Origin of the sequence: Kitasatospora sp. NPDC058218 (assembly GCF_042882445.1) — a bacterium.
In the GTDB taxonomy this organism is placed as follows: Bacteria; Actinomycetota; Actinomycetes; order Streptomycetales; family Streptomycetaceae; genus Kitasatospora.
On the sequence record NZ_JBHVWC010000029.1, the window covers coordinates 1 to 15,531 of the forward strand.

A 15,531-nucleotide genomic window follows, 5' to 3' on the forward strand; every position below is an offset into this window, starting at 1 on the left:
ACCCCGGGCCCGGCGCGGGCCCCGGCGCGCGCCGCCGACCGGTCGGCCGCGCGCCTGGTGGCCCGCAGCGCCCGGGCCACGGAGGCCGGCCTGCCCAGCACCCCGCCCTCGCCGCACTGGCGGGCCGGTGAGCGGAGCCTGCGCCTGCTCACCGTGGCCACCGTCGCGGCCGTCGCCGCGCTGGCCACCGGCCACGCCTGGCTGTTGGCCCTGGCGGCGGGTCCGACCGTCCTGCTCGCCCTGGCCGCCCCGGGGCGCGACCGGCCGTCCCGACTCACCGCCGAGAGCGTGGCCACACCGCGCCGCTGCCTGGAGGGCGAGCCGATCACCGTACGGGTCACCATCCGCCACGACGGGCGGATCGGCCGGCTCGACCCGACCGTCGCCCTCGGCCCGGGCCTCGCCCTGACGGCGGTGACCGTCGGCGCCACCGAGGTGGACCTCGTCGTCCGGGCCGAACGCTGGGGCCGCTGGACCCTGGGTAGCGTCGACCTCGACGTCTACGACGCCGGCGGGCTGACCCGCCGGACGGTGCGCACCGAGCTCGGCGCGGTGGACGTCTTCCCGTTGCCGAGCGCGGCCCGCCTCACCCCGATCCCGGTGCGGCTGCCGGAGCGCCTCGGCGAGCACACCACCGCGCACGAGGGCACCGGCGTCGAGGTCATCGGCGTGCGCCCGCACGTGCCGGGCGAGCGCCAGCGGCGCATCCACTGGCCGTCGACCACCCGCCGCGACGCCGTCCAGATCAACCAGTTCGCCGCCGAGCGGGCCGCCGACGCGGTCGTCCTGCTGGACACGCTGGCCGACTTCCGGGACGCGGCCACCGGTCTGTCCAGTCTGGACGAGACGCTGCGCGCGGCCGGCGGACTGACCCGCGCCTACCTGCGCCGGCACGACCGGGTCGGCCTGATCGCGGTCGGCGGGAAGCTGCGCTGGCTCACCGCGGGCAGCGGGGACCGCCAGTTCCACCGGATGGTGGAGAGCGTGCTGGAGGTCCGTCAGGACCGGGGGCTCCGCGGGCCCGCCGTGCCCCGGCTCCCACCGGCCGCCCTGCCCGGTCACGCGCTGGTGTACGCGTTCACCTCGCTCGCCGACCAGCGCATCCTGGAGGTGCTCGGCCACGTCCGCGACCGCGGCAATCCGCTGGTCGTGGTGGAGATCCCGGCCGGCGAACCGGCGGTGGAGCCCGGCGACGAGATCGGCGAGGTGGCCCGGCGGCTCTGGCACGCCGAACGCGAGGCGATGCGCTCGGCCTTGCGCGCCCGGGGCATCCCGGTGGCCCGCTACACCCCGGGCGAGGCGCTCGACCTGGCGCTCGCCCCGCTGCTGCGCCGCCGGATCGGGGGAGGAGCCCGATGACCACGACCACGACCACGACCGGTGCCGCTGTCGGTACCGCCGCTGCCACCGCCGGCGAGTCCCGGCCGGAGCCCCCGGCGGTGCGGGCCCGGTGGCCCCGCCGGGCCGATCGGGCCGCCCTGCGCTGCACCGGCGTCGCCCTGGTGCTCGCCGCCGCCGGGGTCGGCGGCGGCGCCGGCGCCGTGGTGGACCGGTTCGGGCCCGCCGCCGTGGTGGCCGCCGTGGCCTTCGCGCTCTGGGCCGCCCCGCCGCTGGAGGAACCACCGCCCCGCGCGCACACCTGGCTCGGCCGCCTCGCGGCGGCGCGCAGCACCGTACTGGCCGCCGGGAGCGTGCTGCTGGCCGCGCTGGGCGAGCCCCCGTTCGGGCAGGTCGCGGTGGTCGCCGCGCTGCTGATCGGCTATCTGCTGCTCGTCGACGCCCTCGGCCCGCAGCACGACCGAATCCGGCCCGCGCACGCGCTGGCCGCCCTCGCCGCGTCCGGTCTGGTCCTGCCCGTGGCGTTCGCGTCGACCGGGGCGGGGGAGTGGTCGCGTCCGGTCGCCCTGATCGGCCTGGCGGCCGTCGGGTGGGGCCTCGCCCTGCTCCTGCCACGGCGCCGCCCCCGGGCGCGGCCGTCGCAAGCCCGCGACTGAGCGGCGCGGGCCCGCGGCAGCCCGCCCTGGGCGGCTCGCGGCCGACGGCCCGGACGCCCGCGCGTGGCGCCCCGGCGCCCCGGGCGTCGCCCCGGGTGGGCCGAAGGTCGCGCGCTGGCTACGATCGGTGAGCACGGGGCACAGGACGCGCCGGGCCGCGCGGCCGGCGTACGGCGAGGAACACTGGTGGGAGAGACGATGGCACACGCACGGGCCGGGCAGCAGGCGCAGCCGGACGACCTGGTGGACGTGGCGCGGTTGGTGACGGCGTACTACACGCTGCACCCGGATCCGGAGGAGCCGGGCCAGCGGGTGGCGTTCGGCACCTCGGGGCACCGGGGCTCCTCGCTGGACGCGGCGTTCAACGAGGACCACATCGCCGCCACCACGCAGGCGATCTGCGAGTACCGGGCCGCCCAGGGGATCACCGGCCCGCTGTTCCTCGGCGTGGACACCCACGCCCTGTCCGAGCCGGCCCGGGCCACCGCCGTCGAGGTGCTGGCGGCCAACGGCGTCGCCGTCCTGCTGGACAGCGCCGACGGCTACACCCCCACCCCGGCGGTCTCGCACGCGATCCTGGCCCACAACCGGCGCCACCCGCAGGCGCTGGCCGACGGCATCGTGGTGACGCCCTCCCACAACCCGCCCCGGGACGGCGGGTTCAAGTACAACCCGCCGAGCGGCGGTCCGGCCGGCTCGGAGGCCACCGGCTGGATCCAGGACCGCGCCAACGCCCTGATCCGGGACGGCCTGCGGGGCGTCAAGCGGGTGCCCTACGCCCGCGCCCTGACCGCCGCGACCACCGGCCGCCACGACTACCTCACCGCCTACACCGAGGACCTGGTCTCGGTGCTGGACCTCGACGCGGTGCGGGCGTCGGGCCTGCGGATCGGCGCGGACCCGCTGGGCGGGGCGTCCGTCGCCTACTGGGGGCGGATCGCCGAGACGCACCGCCTGGACCTGACCGTGGTCAACCCGGTCACCGACCCCACCTGGCGCTTCATGACGCTGGACTGGGACGGCAAGATCCGGATGGACTGCTCCTCGCCGGCCGCGATGGCCTCGCTGATCGAGCGCCGGGACCAGTTCGCGATCGCCACCGGCAACGACGCGGACGCCGACCGCCACGGGATCGTCACCCCGGACGGCGGCCTGATGAACCCGAACCACTACCTGGCGGTCGCCGTCGACTACCTCTACCGCCACCGCGCCGACTGGCCGGCCGACGCCGCCGTGGGCAAGACGCTGGTGTCGTCCTCAATGCTGGACCGGGTCGCCGGCGACCTCAAGCGGGACCTGGTCGAGGTGCCGGTCGGCTTCAAGTGGTTCGTCGACGGGCTGCTGGAGGGCTCGATCGCGTTCGGCGGCGAGGAGTCGGCCGGGGCGTCCTTCCTGCGCCGGGACGGCGGGGTGTGGACCACCGACAAGGACGGCATCCTGTTGGCCCTGCTGGCCTCGGAGATCACCGCGGTGACCGGCCGCACGCCCAGCGAGTACTACCGCGACCTCACCGGCCGTTTCGGGGCTCCCGCCTACGCGCGGGTGGACGCCCCGGCCGACCGGGAGCAGAAGGCGCTGCTGGCCCGGCTGTCGCCGGAGCAGGTCCGTGCCGGTGACCTGGCCGGCGAGCCGGTCACCGCCGTCCTCACCGAGGCGCCGGGCAACGGTGCGGCGATCGGCGGGATCAAGGTCTGCACCGAGAACGCCTGGTTCGCGGCCCGCCCGTCGGGCACCGAGGACGTGTACAAGATCTACGCGGAGTCCTTCCACGGCGCCGACCACCTCGCCCGGGTCCAGGCCGAGGCGCGCGAGCTGGTCAACGAGGTCCTCGCCGGCCCTGCGGCCTGACCTCCCGCTCCACGGCGGTGTCGGGGCCCGGGTGGGCGAGCGCAGGCTCGCCGCCGGGCCCCGGCCGGCGAGCCTGCGCGACCTGAAGCGCGACCGCGTCGTGACCGGTCGACCACGTACCGATCACCCGGGGTCGACCTGACGATTCGTCAATCTCCCCTGCTTGAAGGGGAACTGGCCATGGCGGCGAACCCGACGCGGCTCAGTTCCCGGCGGCCGGGGCGGGCTGTTCGGCGTCGCCGAAGCGCGCCAGGGTCAGCGCGCCCACGATCGCGGCGGCGAACCCGGCGACGGCGAGCGGCGTCGCGTCGTGGCGGGTGCGGTCGCCGAGCAGGAGCACCCCGACGACGGCCGGGCCCAGGGTCTCGCCGAGCACCATCGCCGCCGTCGCCGCGGTGACCGAGCCGCTCTGCATGGCCCAGGTCAGCGCGGTGAAGCCGCCCAGCCCGGCGACGGCGATCGCGTACGCCGACGGCTCGCCGAGCAGCTCCGGCAGCCGCGGCTCCGGCAGCACCCGCACCGCGACGCCCACCACCCCGAACTGCAGTCCGGCCACCAGGCCCAGCAGCGGGGCGCGTCGCGCCCCGGCCAGGTGGACCACCGCCCAGCCCGCGGCCGTCAGGACGACCGAGACCAGCAGGACGCCCAGACGCAGCGGCGGATCGCCGGTGCCGCTGCCGTCGCGCCCGGCGGTGAGCGCCAGGACGCAGAGCCCGACGCACACCGAGACCACCCCGACCCACTCGCTGCGGCGCAGCCGGATCCGCAGCACCCGGGCCGCTCCGACGGCGGTGACGGCGAGCGCGGAGGCCAGGGCGGCCTCGACCACGTAGAGCGGCAGCCGCTCCAGTGCGACCAGTTCGGCGGCGAACCCGAGCATGTCCATCGCGACGCCCACCAGGAACGGCCACTGGCGGAACGCCCCGGCCAGCGCGGCGGCCTCGCCCGGCTGGTGGCCGACCGCGGCGCGGCGCGCGCCCACCGCCTGGAGGACGGTGGCCGAGCCGGTCAGGAGTGCGGCCAGGAGTGCCGCCAGCAGGCCGAGGGACATGGGCCGACGGTACGGATCCGGGGGCGGACGGGTGTCCGGCTCGCCGGGCGGAGGGTGCGGATCGCCGCCGCCGTCACCCGCCCGGACGCCCGGGCACACCGTCACACCGCTGGTCGGGAAGCTTCCCTGACGTCACGTCCGCCGGTCGGCGGGGGTCGAACGGCGGGTCGGTTTCCGGCCTGGTGACTGGTTGTCATGCGCAGTTGGACTGGAAGTTACTTTTCGGTAATCTCGGGTCGTCCCACGGGTGAACCACCCGCCGCTTGCTGAAGGAACCTCACGTGCACCTCCCCTGGTCCCGCCGGTCCGGCCGCCTCGTGCGCTCGGCCCTGGCCGTCGCCGCAGCCACCACCCTGTTCGCCGCCGTCCCGCCCCCGTCGGCCCTCGCGGCCCCTGCGGACGGCGCCGTCACCGACGGCGGGACGACCCACCTCGACGCGGTCGAGCGCGCACTGCGCGAGGTGTCGCCCGGCCTGGAGGGCACGGTCTGGGAGCGCACCGAGGGCAACGCGCTGACCTCCGCCACCGACGATCCGGCCGGCTGGCTGCTCCAGACGCCCGGCTGCTGGGGCGACTCCGGGTGCGCCGACCGCCGGGGCACCCGCGCGCTGCTCGCCCGGATGCGGGCGGACGTCGCCGCCGCCACCCGCACGGTCGACGTCTCCACCCTCGCGCCGTTCCCCAACGGCGGCTTCCAGGACGCGCTGGTGGAGGGGCTCAGGGCCTCGGCCGCCGCCGGGCACCACCTCCAGGTGCGGATCCTGGTCGGGGCGGCGCCGCTCTACAACGCGAACATCCTGCCCTCGCGCTACCGCGACGAACTGCTCGCCAAGCTCGGCCCCGCGGCCGGCTCGGTGACCCTGAACGTCGCCTCGATGACCACCTCCCGCACGGCACTCTCCTGGAACCACTCCAAGCTGCTGGTGGTCGACGGCCGAAGCGTGATCGCCGGTGGCATCAACGGGTGGAAGGACGACTACCTCGACACCGCGCACCCCGTCTCGGACGTCGACCTCGCCCTGGCCGGGCCCGCCGCCACCTCGGCCGCGCGCTACCTGGACACCCTGTGGGCGTGGACCTGCGGCCGCACCGGCCTGTTCGACAACGCGTGGTTCGCCTCCTCCGACGGCGGCGCCTGCCGGCCCTCGATGGAACGCGACCTCAACCCCGCCGCGCCCGCCGTCGGCGGCGTCCCGGTCATCGCCGTCGGCGGCCTGGGCGTCGGCGTCAAGGCCGCCGACCCCGCCTCGGCCTACCGGCCCGGCCCGGTCGCCGGGGTCGCCGAGACCCAGTGCGGCCCGCTCGCGCTGCACGACAACACCAATGCCGACCGCGACTACGAGACGGTCAACCCCGAGGAGAACGCCCTGCGCGCGCTCGTCGACAGCGCCCGCGGCCACATCGAGATCTCCCAGCAGGACGTGAACGGCACCTGCCCGCCGCTGCCGCGCTACGACGCCCGGCTGTACGACCTGCTGGCCGCCAAGCTCGCCGCCGGGGTCAAGGTGCGCATCGTGGTCAGCGACCCGGCCAACCGCGGTGCGGTCGGCAGCGGGGGCTACTCGCAGATCAAGTCGCTCTCCGAGGTCTCCGACGTGCTGCGGGCCCGGCTGACCGCCCTGACCGGCGACCGGGCGAAGGCCGGCGCCGCGCTGTGCGGCAACCTCCAGCTCGCCTCCTTCCGCGCGGCCCCGACCGCCACCTGGGCGGACGGGCACCCGTACGCGCTGCACCACAAGCTGGTCGCGGTCGACGGCTCGGCCTTCTACATCGGCTCGAAGAACCTCTACCCCGCCTGGCTGCAGGACTTCGGCTACGTCGTCGAGGACAAGGGTGCCGCGGCCCAGTTGGACCGCGACCTGCTCGCGCCCCAGTGGACGTATTCGCAGGCCGCCGCGACCGTCGACTGGACGAGGGGGCTCTGCCGGGCCTGATCGCCGGGCCTGATCGCCGGCCCCGACGCGACGCGGCCGGGGGCCGGGACGCCGTGGACCCCGAGGGGTCATCCGGAGTCCCGGCCCCCGGCCGCGTCGTCGGCCCGCCGGTCCTGGGCGCGGTCCCTGGAGTGACAGGGGAGGTGGCGGCTCAGCGCGTCGCCGCAGTTGGCGGCGGCCGCCCGGCACAGCAGGGCGGTCAGGCGGGTGGTGAACGGGTGGACCCGCCTTCGCAGGGCGGACATCGCACGGTTGTCGAGGCGTTCGACGGCGGCTGCCAGGGCCCGGGCGCCGCGTACGACGGCGGCGCAGGTCAGGGCGGTGCGGTGGGCGGCGTGGTGGGAGAGTCTGCGGAACCGGTTCACACAGGTGCAACATTCCGGCCACCCGGCCGGTTCTGGTCACCGCCCCCCTTTCTGGTGGCGAACGCCTTGGCGCGCGCCCCTTTCCGGCGCCACCGCCGTGGCGCGCGCCCCTTTCCGGCGCCACCGCCGTGGCGCGCGCGGTGGCGCGGTCGGGTGGCGCGGTGCGGTGTCGGTGCCCCGGGGCGGCCGACCCGGGTGTCGGCTCAGCCCGACACGTCGCGGGCGGTGCTGCTCCTGGCCACCAGGTTCCAGCTGATGACCCGTTCGGGATGCACCCGGAGGATCTCGTGGGCGAAGTAGGCCGGTGCCACCGGCGGGACGTCGACGGTCAGCAGCTCGGCGCGGCCGCGGATCTCCACGCCCCGGCCCCAGCCCGGGGCGGGCGCGTCCGTGTCGTCGGCGGGCGTCATGTCGTCGACGAGGAAGGAGACCCGCGGGTCGCGGGCCGCGTTGCGGTACTTCTGGCTGGTGGCCATCCGGGGCCCGCCGATGTCGATCGTGCCGTCCTCGTTGAGCCGGAAGCCCACCGGTCGGACTTGTGGAGCTCCCTGCGGGCCGGAGGTGGCCAGCCGGCCGAGCTGCTGACCGGCGAGGTAGGCGCGCTCCTCGGGGGTGAAGACCATGACTGCTGCGCTCCGTTCGGTAGGGCCGGGTAACGCGTCGACCGTAGAGGGTGAAGCGGGCTTGAGGTCAAGAACCCGGCGCGCGGGGTGAGTCCGGGCGGTGCGCGGGCGGTGATCCGCCTGCTCGGCCGGGCCGTCCGGCGATTCGAGGCGGCTCGTCAACCCTTATGTCTTGTCCATAACTTGACGAACAGTCAGGCTGTTCCGGGGAATCTTCGGAGGGGGTGGGTCCATGGGCCCGAAGCAAGGTCTTCGCCGTGTCTGCGTCGTCCTCGGCGTCGCCGGGGCGCTGTCGCTCGGCGCGGGTGGGGTGCTGCCCGCGTCGGCGGCCGCGCCCGAGGGGGTGGTCCAGGGGGCCCGGGCGGGGAACGCCGTCCCGGGCAGCTACCTGGTCGTCCTCAAGGCGCCCGCGGGCGGGAGCGGTTCGGTCGCGAGCAGCGCGGCGGTCCTCGCCCGCGCCTACGGCGGGACGGTCCGGCGCACCTACGACGCGGCGGTGAACGGCTTCTCCGCCACGCTCACCGAACGGCAGGCGCGGCGGCTGGCCGCGGACCCGTCCGTCGCGCTGGTCTCGCAGAACCGCCGGCTGCGGGTGGACGCCGTCCAGCCCGAGCCGGACTCCTGGGGGCTGGACCGGATCGACCAGCGCCGGAAGCCGTTCGACAACCGGTACGCCTACCCGGACTCCGGCGGGCGGGGCGTCACGGCGTACGTCGTCGACACCGGGGTGCGGATCACCCAGGAGGAGTTCGACGGGCGGGCGTCCTACGGGTACGACGCCATCGACGGCGACGGCGAGGCGGCGGACGGTCACGGGCACGGCACGCACGTGGCCGGGACGGTGGCCAGCAGCGTCTTCGGGGTCGCGAAGAACGCGAGGATCGTGGCGGTCAGGGTCCTGGACGACGACGGTTACGGCACCACCGAGCAGGTCGTCGCGGGCCTGGACTGGGTGACCAGGAACGCCGTCAAGCCGGCGGTGGTCAACCTGAGCCTCGGCAGCGAGCCGGACCCGGTCCTGGACGCGGCGGTGGCCCACTCGATCGCCACGGGCCTCACCTACACGGTGGCGGCGGGCAACGACGCCGTCGACGCCTCCGAACACTCGCCCGCCCGGGTCCCCACGGCGATCACCGTCGGGGCGACCGACGAGGACGATGCCAGGGCCTCGTTCTCCAACTACGGCCCGCTCGTGGACCTCTTCGCGCCCGGGGTGAACATCACCTCGACGCAGAACTGGAGCGACTACGGCGGGTTCGGCCTCGACATGTCGGGCACCTCGATGGCGGCCCCGCACGTGGCGGGTGCCGCCGCGCTCTACCTGGCGGACCACCCGGCCGCCACGCCCGCCCAGGTGGCCACCGCGCTCACCGCGGCGGCCACCACCGAGGCGGTGAGCGACGCGGGGCCCGGCTCGCCCGACCGGCTCCTCTACACCGGTGCCGTTCCGATCCGGCCGCGCACCCAGTTCGCCAGCCCCACCCCGGTGCCCATCGACGGCCAGGGCGTCCACGAGTCCCCGATCACCGTCTCCGGGGTGGCCGGCAAGGCGCCGAAGGACCTGGAGGTCCGACTCGACATCGCCTACGAGTGGCGCGGCGACCTGCGGGTCGAGCTGGTGGCGCCGAACGGCGCGGTGTTCCTGCTGCGCGAGGAGAAGATCTGGGACGGCGACCCGGCGATCACCGGGATCGTCGGCACCGACGCCTCGGCGAGCACCGCGAACGGCCTCTGGCGGCTGCGGGTGACCGACCTCTTCGGCTACTGGACCGGGACGATCAACAGCTGGGCGCTGCGGTTCTGACCGGCCGGCCCCGGCGGGTGCTCAGCCGTCCCGGAGGGCGGCCGCCTCCTCGCGGATCAGTTCGCGCAGCGCCGCCAGCCGGGGCCGGTCGTCGTCGAGCCGCCACTGCATCTCCAACGGCAGGGTGGCCCGGCCGGTGAGCCGCACGGTGACCACCTCCTCGGTGAGGTGCCCGGTCATCGAGCGGGGGACGAGCGAGAACGCGCGGTTCTGGGAGAGCAGGTACAGCCGTGAGCCGACGATGCGCGGCGGGCTGACCAGGACCGGCGGCTCGACGCCGCGTTCGGAGCAGAGGCCGAGGACGTGGTCGTGGTAGCGCGGGTGCTGCTCCCGCGGCCAGAGCAGGAGCGGGAGGTCCCGCAACTCGTCCAGCCGCACGGCGTCGCGCCCGGCGAGCGGGTGGCCGCGGCCGAGCGCCACCCGGACGGGCTCGTCGGCGATCGTCTCCCGCCGGTAGCCGGGCACCTCGTCAAGGAAGCGGCCCAGGCCGATGTCGGCGAGCTCGGCGGCGAGCGTCGTCGACACGCGGCCCGTGTCGACGGAGACCTCCGCCGTTTCCAGGGCGGGCAGTTCGCGCTCGGCCCGGCTGACCACGGCGGGCAGCAGCCGGTTCATGACGCTGGGGGAGGCGACGATCCGGGCCGTCCCCATCCGCGCCTCCTCGTGCAACCGCACCCGGGCGAGCAGGGATTCGGCCTGGGCGAGGAGCCGGGCGCTCTCGGCGGCCATCACCTCGCCCGCCGAGGTGAGGCCGACCGCCCGGCGGCTGCGGTCGAACAGCTCGACGCCGACCGCCCGCTCCAGCCGGGCGACCTCCTGACTGACGGTCGGCTGCGAGATGTGCAGGCGCTCGGCGGCGCGGCCGAAGTGCAGACCTTCGGCGACCGCGAGGAAGACTTCGAGCTGACGCAAGGTGAATCCCATAGCCGAAAGACTATGGGAAGGCCCGGTACTCATTCTGGATCCCGATGCGAACGATCCCTAGGCTGACCGGCACGTTGCCACAATGTGGTGGCATCCCAGAGAGAGTCGTGGTTCCCATGACCGGACTGCCGATCCGCATCTCCGACGACGTCGCCCGGGCCGTCGCCGACGGGACCCCTGTCGTCGCGCTGGAGTCGACCATCTTCACGCACGGGCTGCCGCGCCCCCGCAACCTGGAGGTCGCGCTGGAGGCGGAGGAGCAGCTGCGGGCCGCCGGGGTCGTCCCGGCGACGATCGGCGTCTTCGCCGGGGTGCCCACGGTGGGGCTCGGCCCGGACCAGATCAAGGAGCTGTCCGAGTCGGACGACCTGGACAAGGCGAGCCTGCGCGATCTGCCGGTGGTCGCCGCGCTGGGCCGGCACGGCGGGACGACCGTCGCGGCCACCGCCTTCCTCGCCCACCGGGCGGGCATCCGGGTCTTCTCCACCGGCGGGCTCGGCGGCGTGCACTTCGGCGCGGCGGAGAGCTTCGACGAGTCGGCCGACATGACCACGCTGGCCGCCACGCCCGTCACCGTGATCAGCGCGGGCGTGAAGTCGATCCTGGACATCCGGGCGACGCTGGAGCGCTTCGAGACGCTCAACATCCCCGTCATCGGCTACCGGACGCGCAACTACCCCGGCTTCTACGTCACCGACTCCGGGCACGAGATCGCCTACCGGGTGGACTCCCCCGAGGAGGCCGCGCGGGTCATCGCGGCCCGGGACGGTCTGGAACTGCCCCAGGCCGTGCTGATCGCCAACCCGGTCGACCCCGCCGAGCAGCTGCCGCCCCGGGAGCTGGACGCGCTACTGACCAGGGCCCGGGCCGAGGCCGAGCGCCGGGGCATCACCGGCAACGCCTCGACGCCGTTCCTCCTCGACTTCATCCAGCGCGACACCCGGGGCCGCAGTCTGGACGTCAACGTCGCGGTCTACCGGGGCAACGTCCGGCTCGGCGGCCGGATCGCCACCGCCCTGGCGGCGCTGCGGAACGAGGCGTAGGCCGGTGCTCGGGGTACTCGGTGATCTCGTCGAGGACGTCGTGGTCTGGGTGGACGGGCCGCTGCGGCACGGCACCGACTCCACGGCCCGGGTCTTCCGCCGACGCGGCGGCAGCGCGGCGAACGTCGCGAGCTTCGCCGCCGGGCAGTGGCCCGCGCGGTTCATCGGCTGCGTCGGCGACGACCCGGCGGGGGACGGCGTGGTCGCCGAGCTGGCCGGCCACGGCGTCGACGTCCGGGTCGTCAGGAAGGGGCAGACGGGCAGCATCGTCGTCCTCATCGACGACGCCGGCGAGCGCACGATGCTCCCCGACCGGGGCGCCGCCACCCTGCTGGACGCCGTGCCGGACGAGTGGCTCGCCGATCTGGCCCACCTGCACGTGCCCGCCTACTCCTTCGACGGGGAGCCGATCGGCGGCACGGCGGCCGACGCCCTGCGGCGCGTCCGCCGCGCGGGCGGCACCACCTCGCTGGACGCCTCCTCGACGGGCATGCTCGGCGGGTTCGGCCGCGAGCGCTTCCTCGCCCTCGCGGCCGAGTTGACGCCCACACTGCTGTTCGCCAACCGGGAGGAGGCCGCCTTCCTCGGGCTCCTGGTGGACGGCCGCCCCGGCCCGGCGCGGGCACGGCTGGCGGCCACGACGGTCGTCACCAAGTCCGGTGCGGCGGCGACCACCGTGGACGCGCCCGGGCAGGCCCCCTTCTCGGTTCCCGTCCCGCCGGTCGACGAGGTCCGCGACCTCACCGGCGCCGGCGACGCGTTCGCCGCCGGCTTCCTCGCCGGGTACCTGGCCGGCGTCGACCTGCGCGAGGCCACCGTGCGCGGCCACCGGTGCGCGGCGAAGGTCCTGGCCTCGCCCGGCGCGTCCTTCGGCGCCGGGTGAACGCCGCGCGGGCCGACGGGTGTCGGTGGCAGGGCCTAGCATTTCTCCCGTGTCGGTCAACATAGAACTCGCCCTCGTCGTCGACGGCCTCACCGGTCGGGAGCAGGCGTGGGAGGTGGTGCACGCCCTCGCCGCCGTGCTGCGGGACGAGGGGATCGAGGACGAGGTGCGGATCGGCGTGGGCGAGCTGGACGGGGAGTTCATCGTCTCGGGCGAGAGCGACTACCCGCTGGTCGTCACCCGGTTCTACGCCTGGCGGCCGGCGTTCGAGGGCTACGTCGCCCAGGCCGTCGGGAAGGTGGCGCCGAACGCGCGAGCGGCCGTCGAGTGGGGCTACCCGGACGAGCGCTGAGCGGCTGTGCCGGTCGGGCCCGCCGGCACCCCCGCGGACGGTGGAGAGTCCGTCACCACGTGGGGCCGGTCCGGTGGGGACGGCCCGTCCAGCGCCGCCGGCACGCCCCGACCACACGCCCGCGGGGCCCGGCCGCCGCAGCGGCGATACTGGGGTGCGGGGCGGAGGCGGCGTCGTGGATACTGATCGCCGCGCAGGTGGGACGCCTGGATCTCTCGGTGTCCCCGGCACCGGCGCGCCTTCGGCTTCACCCCAGGGGGGATCAACCTTGTCGTTCCGCCGTCGCGTTGGCATAGCCATCGCCGTCGCGTGTTCGGCCGGCGCGGGCACGGCGCTGCCGTCCATCGCGCATGCCGAGACCGCCGTGCTCTACGTGGACAACAGCACCGCCGCCAACTGCTCGGACTCCGGTACCGGCACCCAGGCCCAGCCCTACTGCAGCATCCAGGCCGCCGCGGACGCGGCCCAGCCGGGACAGACCGTCCAGATCGCCCAGAACCGCACCTACACGGGGCAGATCACGGTCCGACGTTCGGGCCTGCCCGGAAAGCCGATCGTCTTCAAGGCCGACATCCCGTACAAGATCCCGGCCACGAGCATCGAGGCGAACTTCCAGGAGGGGCCGAACCCCTCCCCGTACGGGTTCCTGATCTCGGGCGTGCACGACGTCACCGTGACGGGCCTGGCGATCAGGGCCCCGCAGGAGGGCGTGCTCGTCCAGGACTCCGAGCGGATCGTCCTGGACCGCACCGCCGTGTACGCGGGCAGCGGCGGCGCCGCCCAGCCGGGCCCGGCCGTCCGGATCACCGGCCGGAGCGCGGGCGTCACGGTGAGCCGCAGCCAGATCGGCTCGGGCGGCACGACCGGCATCGCGGTCGAGGCCGGGGTGACGGGCACCGTCCTCACCACCAACCTGGTGACCGAGACCGAGGGCCGGGGCGTGCTGGTCACCGACGCCCCCGGCACCGTGGTGGTCGGCAACACCTTCGGGCGGAACTGCCTCAGTGACATCGACCTCGCCGGCAACTCCTCCGGCGCGGTCGTCGAGAACAACGTGCTGGCGAAGCGTCCGGCCGACTGGTGCGGCGGCGTGCCGGTCTCCGCGGTCGCGCTGGCGGTGTCGCCGGGCTCGACCCAGGGCACCAAGGTCGACTACAACAGCGTCCAGCCCGCACCCGGCGTGGCCGCCTATTCCTGGGGCGGCACGGCCTACGCGACCCCGGAGGCCTTCCGGGCCACCGGCCAGGGGGCCCACGACAACGGGGCCGACCCGACCTTCTCCCAGTGGGCGACGGACTACCGCCCGGTCGCGGTCGAGGGTCTGACGGACGCCGCCGACGCGACGGCTCCCGGCACCCTGGACACCGACCTGTACGGCGACCCGCGCGCCGACCACCCGAAGATCGCCAACACCGGTACCGGCAACGGGTACCACGACCGTGGCGCGGTCGAGCTGCAGGACACCATGGGCGTCATGGTCTCGGGGCAGCGGAACTGGTCCGAGGGCCACCCGCTGACCGCCCGGATCACGGCCTGGTACAGCCCGGGGTGGGCTCCGGTCGGCGCCGTGCTGGACTTCGGCGACGGCACCGCGCCGATCGCGGTGACCTCCGGCAACCCGACCTTCGACCACGACTACCCGGCCGGCGGCAGCTACACGCTGACGCTCACCGCGACCAGCGAGACCGGTCTGGTCCGCACCTCCACCGGCACGGTCACGCTGCCTCCGCTGGCCGAGCTCCAGCCGAGCTTCACGCTCTCCCAGGCGGACCGGACCGTCGCCCGGATCGCCGTCACGGACCAGACCTCCAGCGCCTGGCCGGTGAGCCGCTACGCCATCGACTTCGGTGACGGCAGCGCTCCGGTCGTCAGCGAGGGGCCGACCCCGCCGAGCGGCGTCACCCACGACTACGGCGTGGCCGGGACGTACACCGTCACCGAGACCGTCGTCGACGACCACGGCCGCACCGGGACCGCCGCGAGGCAGCAGTCCGTCGGCGGCCCGCAGGCCGGGGTGCCGTTCACCGGCTACTTCGGCGGCCCCACCACCCACCTCGGGCTCTTCGACAAGGGCCGCTGGGCGCTGTCGTACCAGAAGACCTCGGGCTCGGTGAACCAGACCTGGACCTTCGGCGACCCGGGTGACCTCCCGGTGGTCGGCGCCTGGGACAACACCTGCCAGTGCCGGCTCGGCATCTACCGCCCGAGCACCGGCACCTTCGCCCTGCAGCACGGCGACAAGTCCGTCTCCACGGTCCAGTTCGGCGACCCGGGTGACCTCCCGGCCGTCGGCGCCTGGGACCACAACGGCCACGACCAGCTGGCCATCTACCGTCCGAGCACCGGCACCCTCGCGGTGCGCCACGACGACGGCAGCGTCTCCACCATGCGCTTCGGCGACCCGGGCGACCTCCCGGTGGTGGGCGACTGGGACGGCGTGCGCCACGCCCAGTTCGGCGTCTTCCGCCCCGGGCGGAACGCCGGTGACCCGAACCTGTTCATCCTGCGGCACGACGACGGCAGCGTCTCCAGCGCCGCTTACGGCGTCAAGGGTGACCTGCCGGTGGTCGGCGACTGGCTGGGCCGGGGCCGGACGACCTTCGGGATCTTCCGCCCGAGCAGCCACGTCTTCGCGCTGAGCAACGCCTACGGCGGCCAGGCCGACGCGGTCTTCACGATCTACGGCTGACCCGGACGGCGACGGCGGACG

General features: G+C 75.0%; 13 protein-coding genes. 9 read left to right on the plus strand and 4 right to left on the minus strand.

Annotated elements, in window-relative coordinates; genetic code table 11:
- The 3 genes from ACFVYI_RS19590 to pgm all read left to right on the plus strand — a co-directional run.
- Nucleotides 1–1,359, plus strand: a 1,359-nt coding sequence (locus ACFVYI_RS19590; protein ID WP_387887084.1) for a DUF58 domain-containing protein, incomplete at its 5' end; no start/stop codon positions are given.
- Nucleotides 1,356–1,994 (plus strand): hypothetical protein, encoded by a 639-nt coding sequence (locus ACFVYI_RS19595; RefSeq protein WP_387887086.1) that lies wholly within the window; start codon nt 1,356–1,358, stop codon nt 1,992–1,994. The genes ACFVYI_RS19590 and ACFVYI_RS19595, both read left to right, overlap by 4 nt.
- Before the next feature lie 198 nt (nt 1,995–2,192).
- Nucleotides 2,193–3,842 (plus strand): phosphoglucomutase (alpha-D-glucose-1,6-bisphosphate-dependent), encoded by a 1,650-nt coding sequence (gene pgm / locus ACFVYI_RS19600; protein ID WP_387887088.1) that lies wholly within the window; start codon nt 2,193–2,195, stop codon nt 3,840–3,842.
- A 202-nt stretch (nt 3,843–4,044) separates the two neighbouring features.
- On the opposite strand, the gene ACFVYI_RS19605 is transcribed toward pgm, so the two are convergent.
- Nucleotides 4,045–4,893, minus strand: coding sequence for a hypothetical protein (locus tag ACFVYI_RS19605; protein WP_387887091.1), 849 nt, complete (start codon nt 4,891–4,893; stop codon nt 4,045–4,047).
- Nucleotides 4,894–5,174: 281 nt separating this feature from the next.
- On the opposite strand from ACFVYI_RS19605, the gene ACFVYI_RS19610 reads away from it, so the two are divergent.
- A complete protein-coding gene (locus tag ACFVYI_RS19610) occupies nt 5,175–6,827 on the plus strand; it encodes a phospholipase (RefSeq protein ID WP_387887093.1) in 1,653 nt (550 codons plus the stop codon).
- Between the two features lie 68 nt (nt 6,828–6,895).
- Here ACFVYI_RS19610 and ACFVYI_RS19615 read toward each other — a convergent pair whose 3' ends face one another.
- Nucleotides 6,896–7,192 carry a hypothetical protein gene (locus tag ACFVYI_RS19615; RefSeq protein WP_387887095.1) on the minus strand — a complete coding sequence of 99 codons (297 nt, stop codon included), beginning with the start codon at nt 7,190–7,192 and terminating at the stop codon, nt 6,896–6,898.
- A 203-nt stretch (nt 7,193–7,395) separates the two neighbouring features.
- Nucleotides 7,396–7,815 carry a PPOX class F420-dependent oxidoreductase gene (locus ACFVYI_RS19620; RefSeq protein ID WP_387887098.1) on the minus strand — a complete coding sequence of 140 codons (420 nt, stop codon included), beginning with the start codon at nt 7,813–7,815 and terminating at the stop codon, nt 7,396–7,398.
- A 232-nt stretch (nt 7,816–8,047) separates the two neighbouring features.
- Here ACFVYI_RS19620 and ACFVYI_RS19625 point away from each other — a divergent pair, with 232 nt between their 5' ends.
- The gene (locus ACFVYI_RS19625) at nt 8,048–9,619 is read left to right on the plus strand and encodes a S8 family serine peptidase (RefSeq protein WP_387887100.1); all 1,572 of its coding nucleotides are present in this window, start codon (nt 8,048–8,050) and stop codon (nt 9,617–9,619) included.
- A 21-nt stretch (nt 9,620–9,640) separates the two neighbouring features.
- Here the strand turns inward: ACFVYI_RS19625 and ACFVYI_RS19630 are convergent, their stop codons facing one another.
- Nucleotides 9,641–10,543 (minus strand): LysR substrate-binding domain-containing protein, encoded by a 903-nt coding sequence (locus tag ACFVYI_RS19630; RefSeq protein WP_387887102.1) that lies wholly within the window; start codon nt 10,541–10,543, stop codon nt 9,641–9,643.
- Nucleotides 10,544–10,659: 116 nt separating this feature from the next.
- Here ACFVYI_RS19630 and ACFVYI_RS19635 point away from each other — a divergent pair, with 116 nt between their 5' ends.
- The 4 genes from ACFVYI_RS19635 (at nt 10,660) to ACFVYI_RS19650 (ending at nt 15,510) form a co-directional block, all read left to right on the plus strand.
- Nucleotides 10,660–11,586: a pseudouridine-5'-phosphate glycosidase gene (locus ACFVYI_RS19635; protein WP_387887104.1), complete on the plus strand. Its 927-nt coding sequence runs from the start codon at nt 10,660–10,662 to the stop codon at nt 11,584–11,586.
- Between the two features lie 4 nt (nt 11,587–11,590).
- Nucleotides 11,591–12,469, plus strand: a complete 879-nt coding sequence (locus ACFVYI_RS19640) for a carbohydrate kinase family protein (RefSeq protein WP_387887106.1) — start codon at nt 11,591–11,593, stop codon at nt 12,467–12,469.
- 49 nt (nt 12,470–12,518) lie between these two features.
- On the plus strand, nt 12,519–12,821 hold the full coding sequence (locus tag ACFVYI_RS19645) for a hypothetical protein (protein ID WP_387887108.1): 303 nt from the start codon (nt 12,519–12,521) through the stop codon (nt 12,819–12,821).
- Between the two features lie 268 nt (nt 12,822–13,089).
- A complete protein-coding gene (locus ACFVYI_RS19650) occupies nt 13,090–15,510 on the plus strand; it encodes a PKD domain-containing protein (protein ID WP_387887111.1) in 2,421 nt (806 codons plus the stop codon).
- Nucleotides 15,511–15,531: the final 21 nt, after the last annotated feature.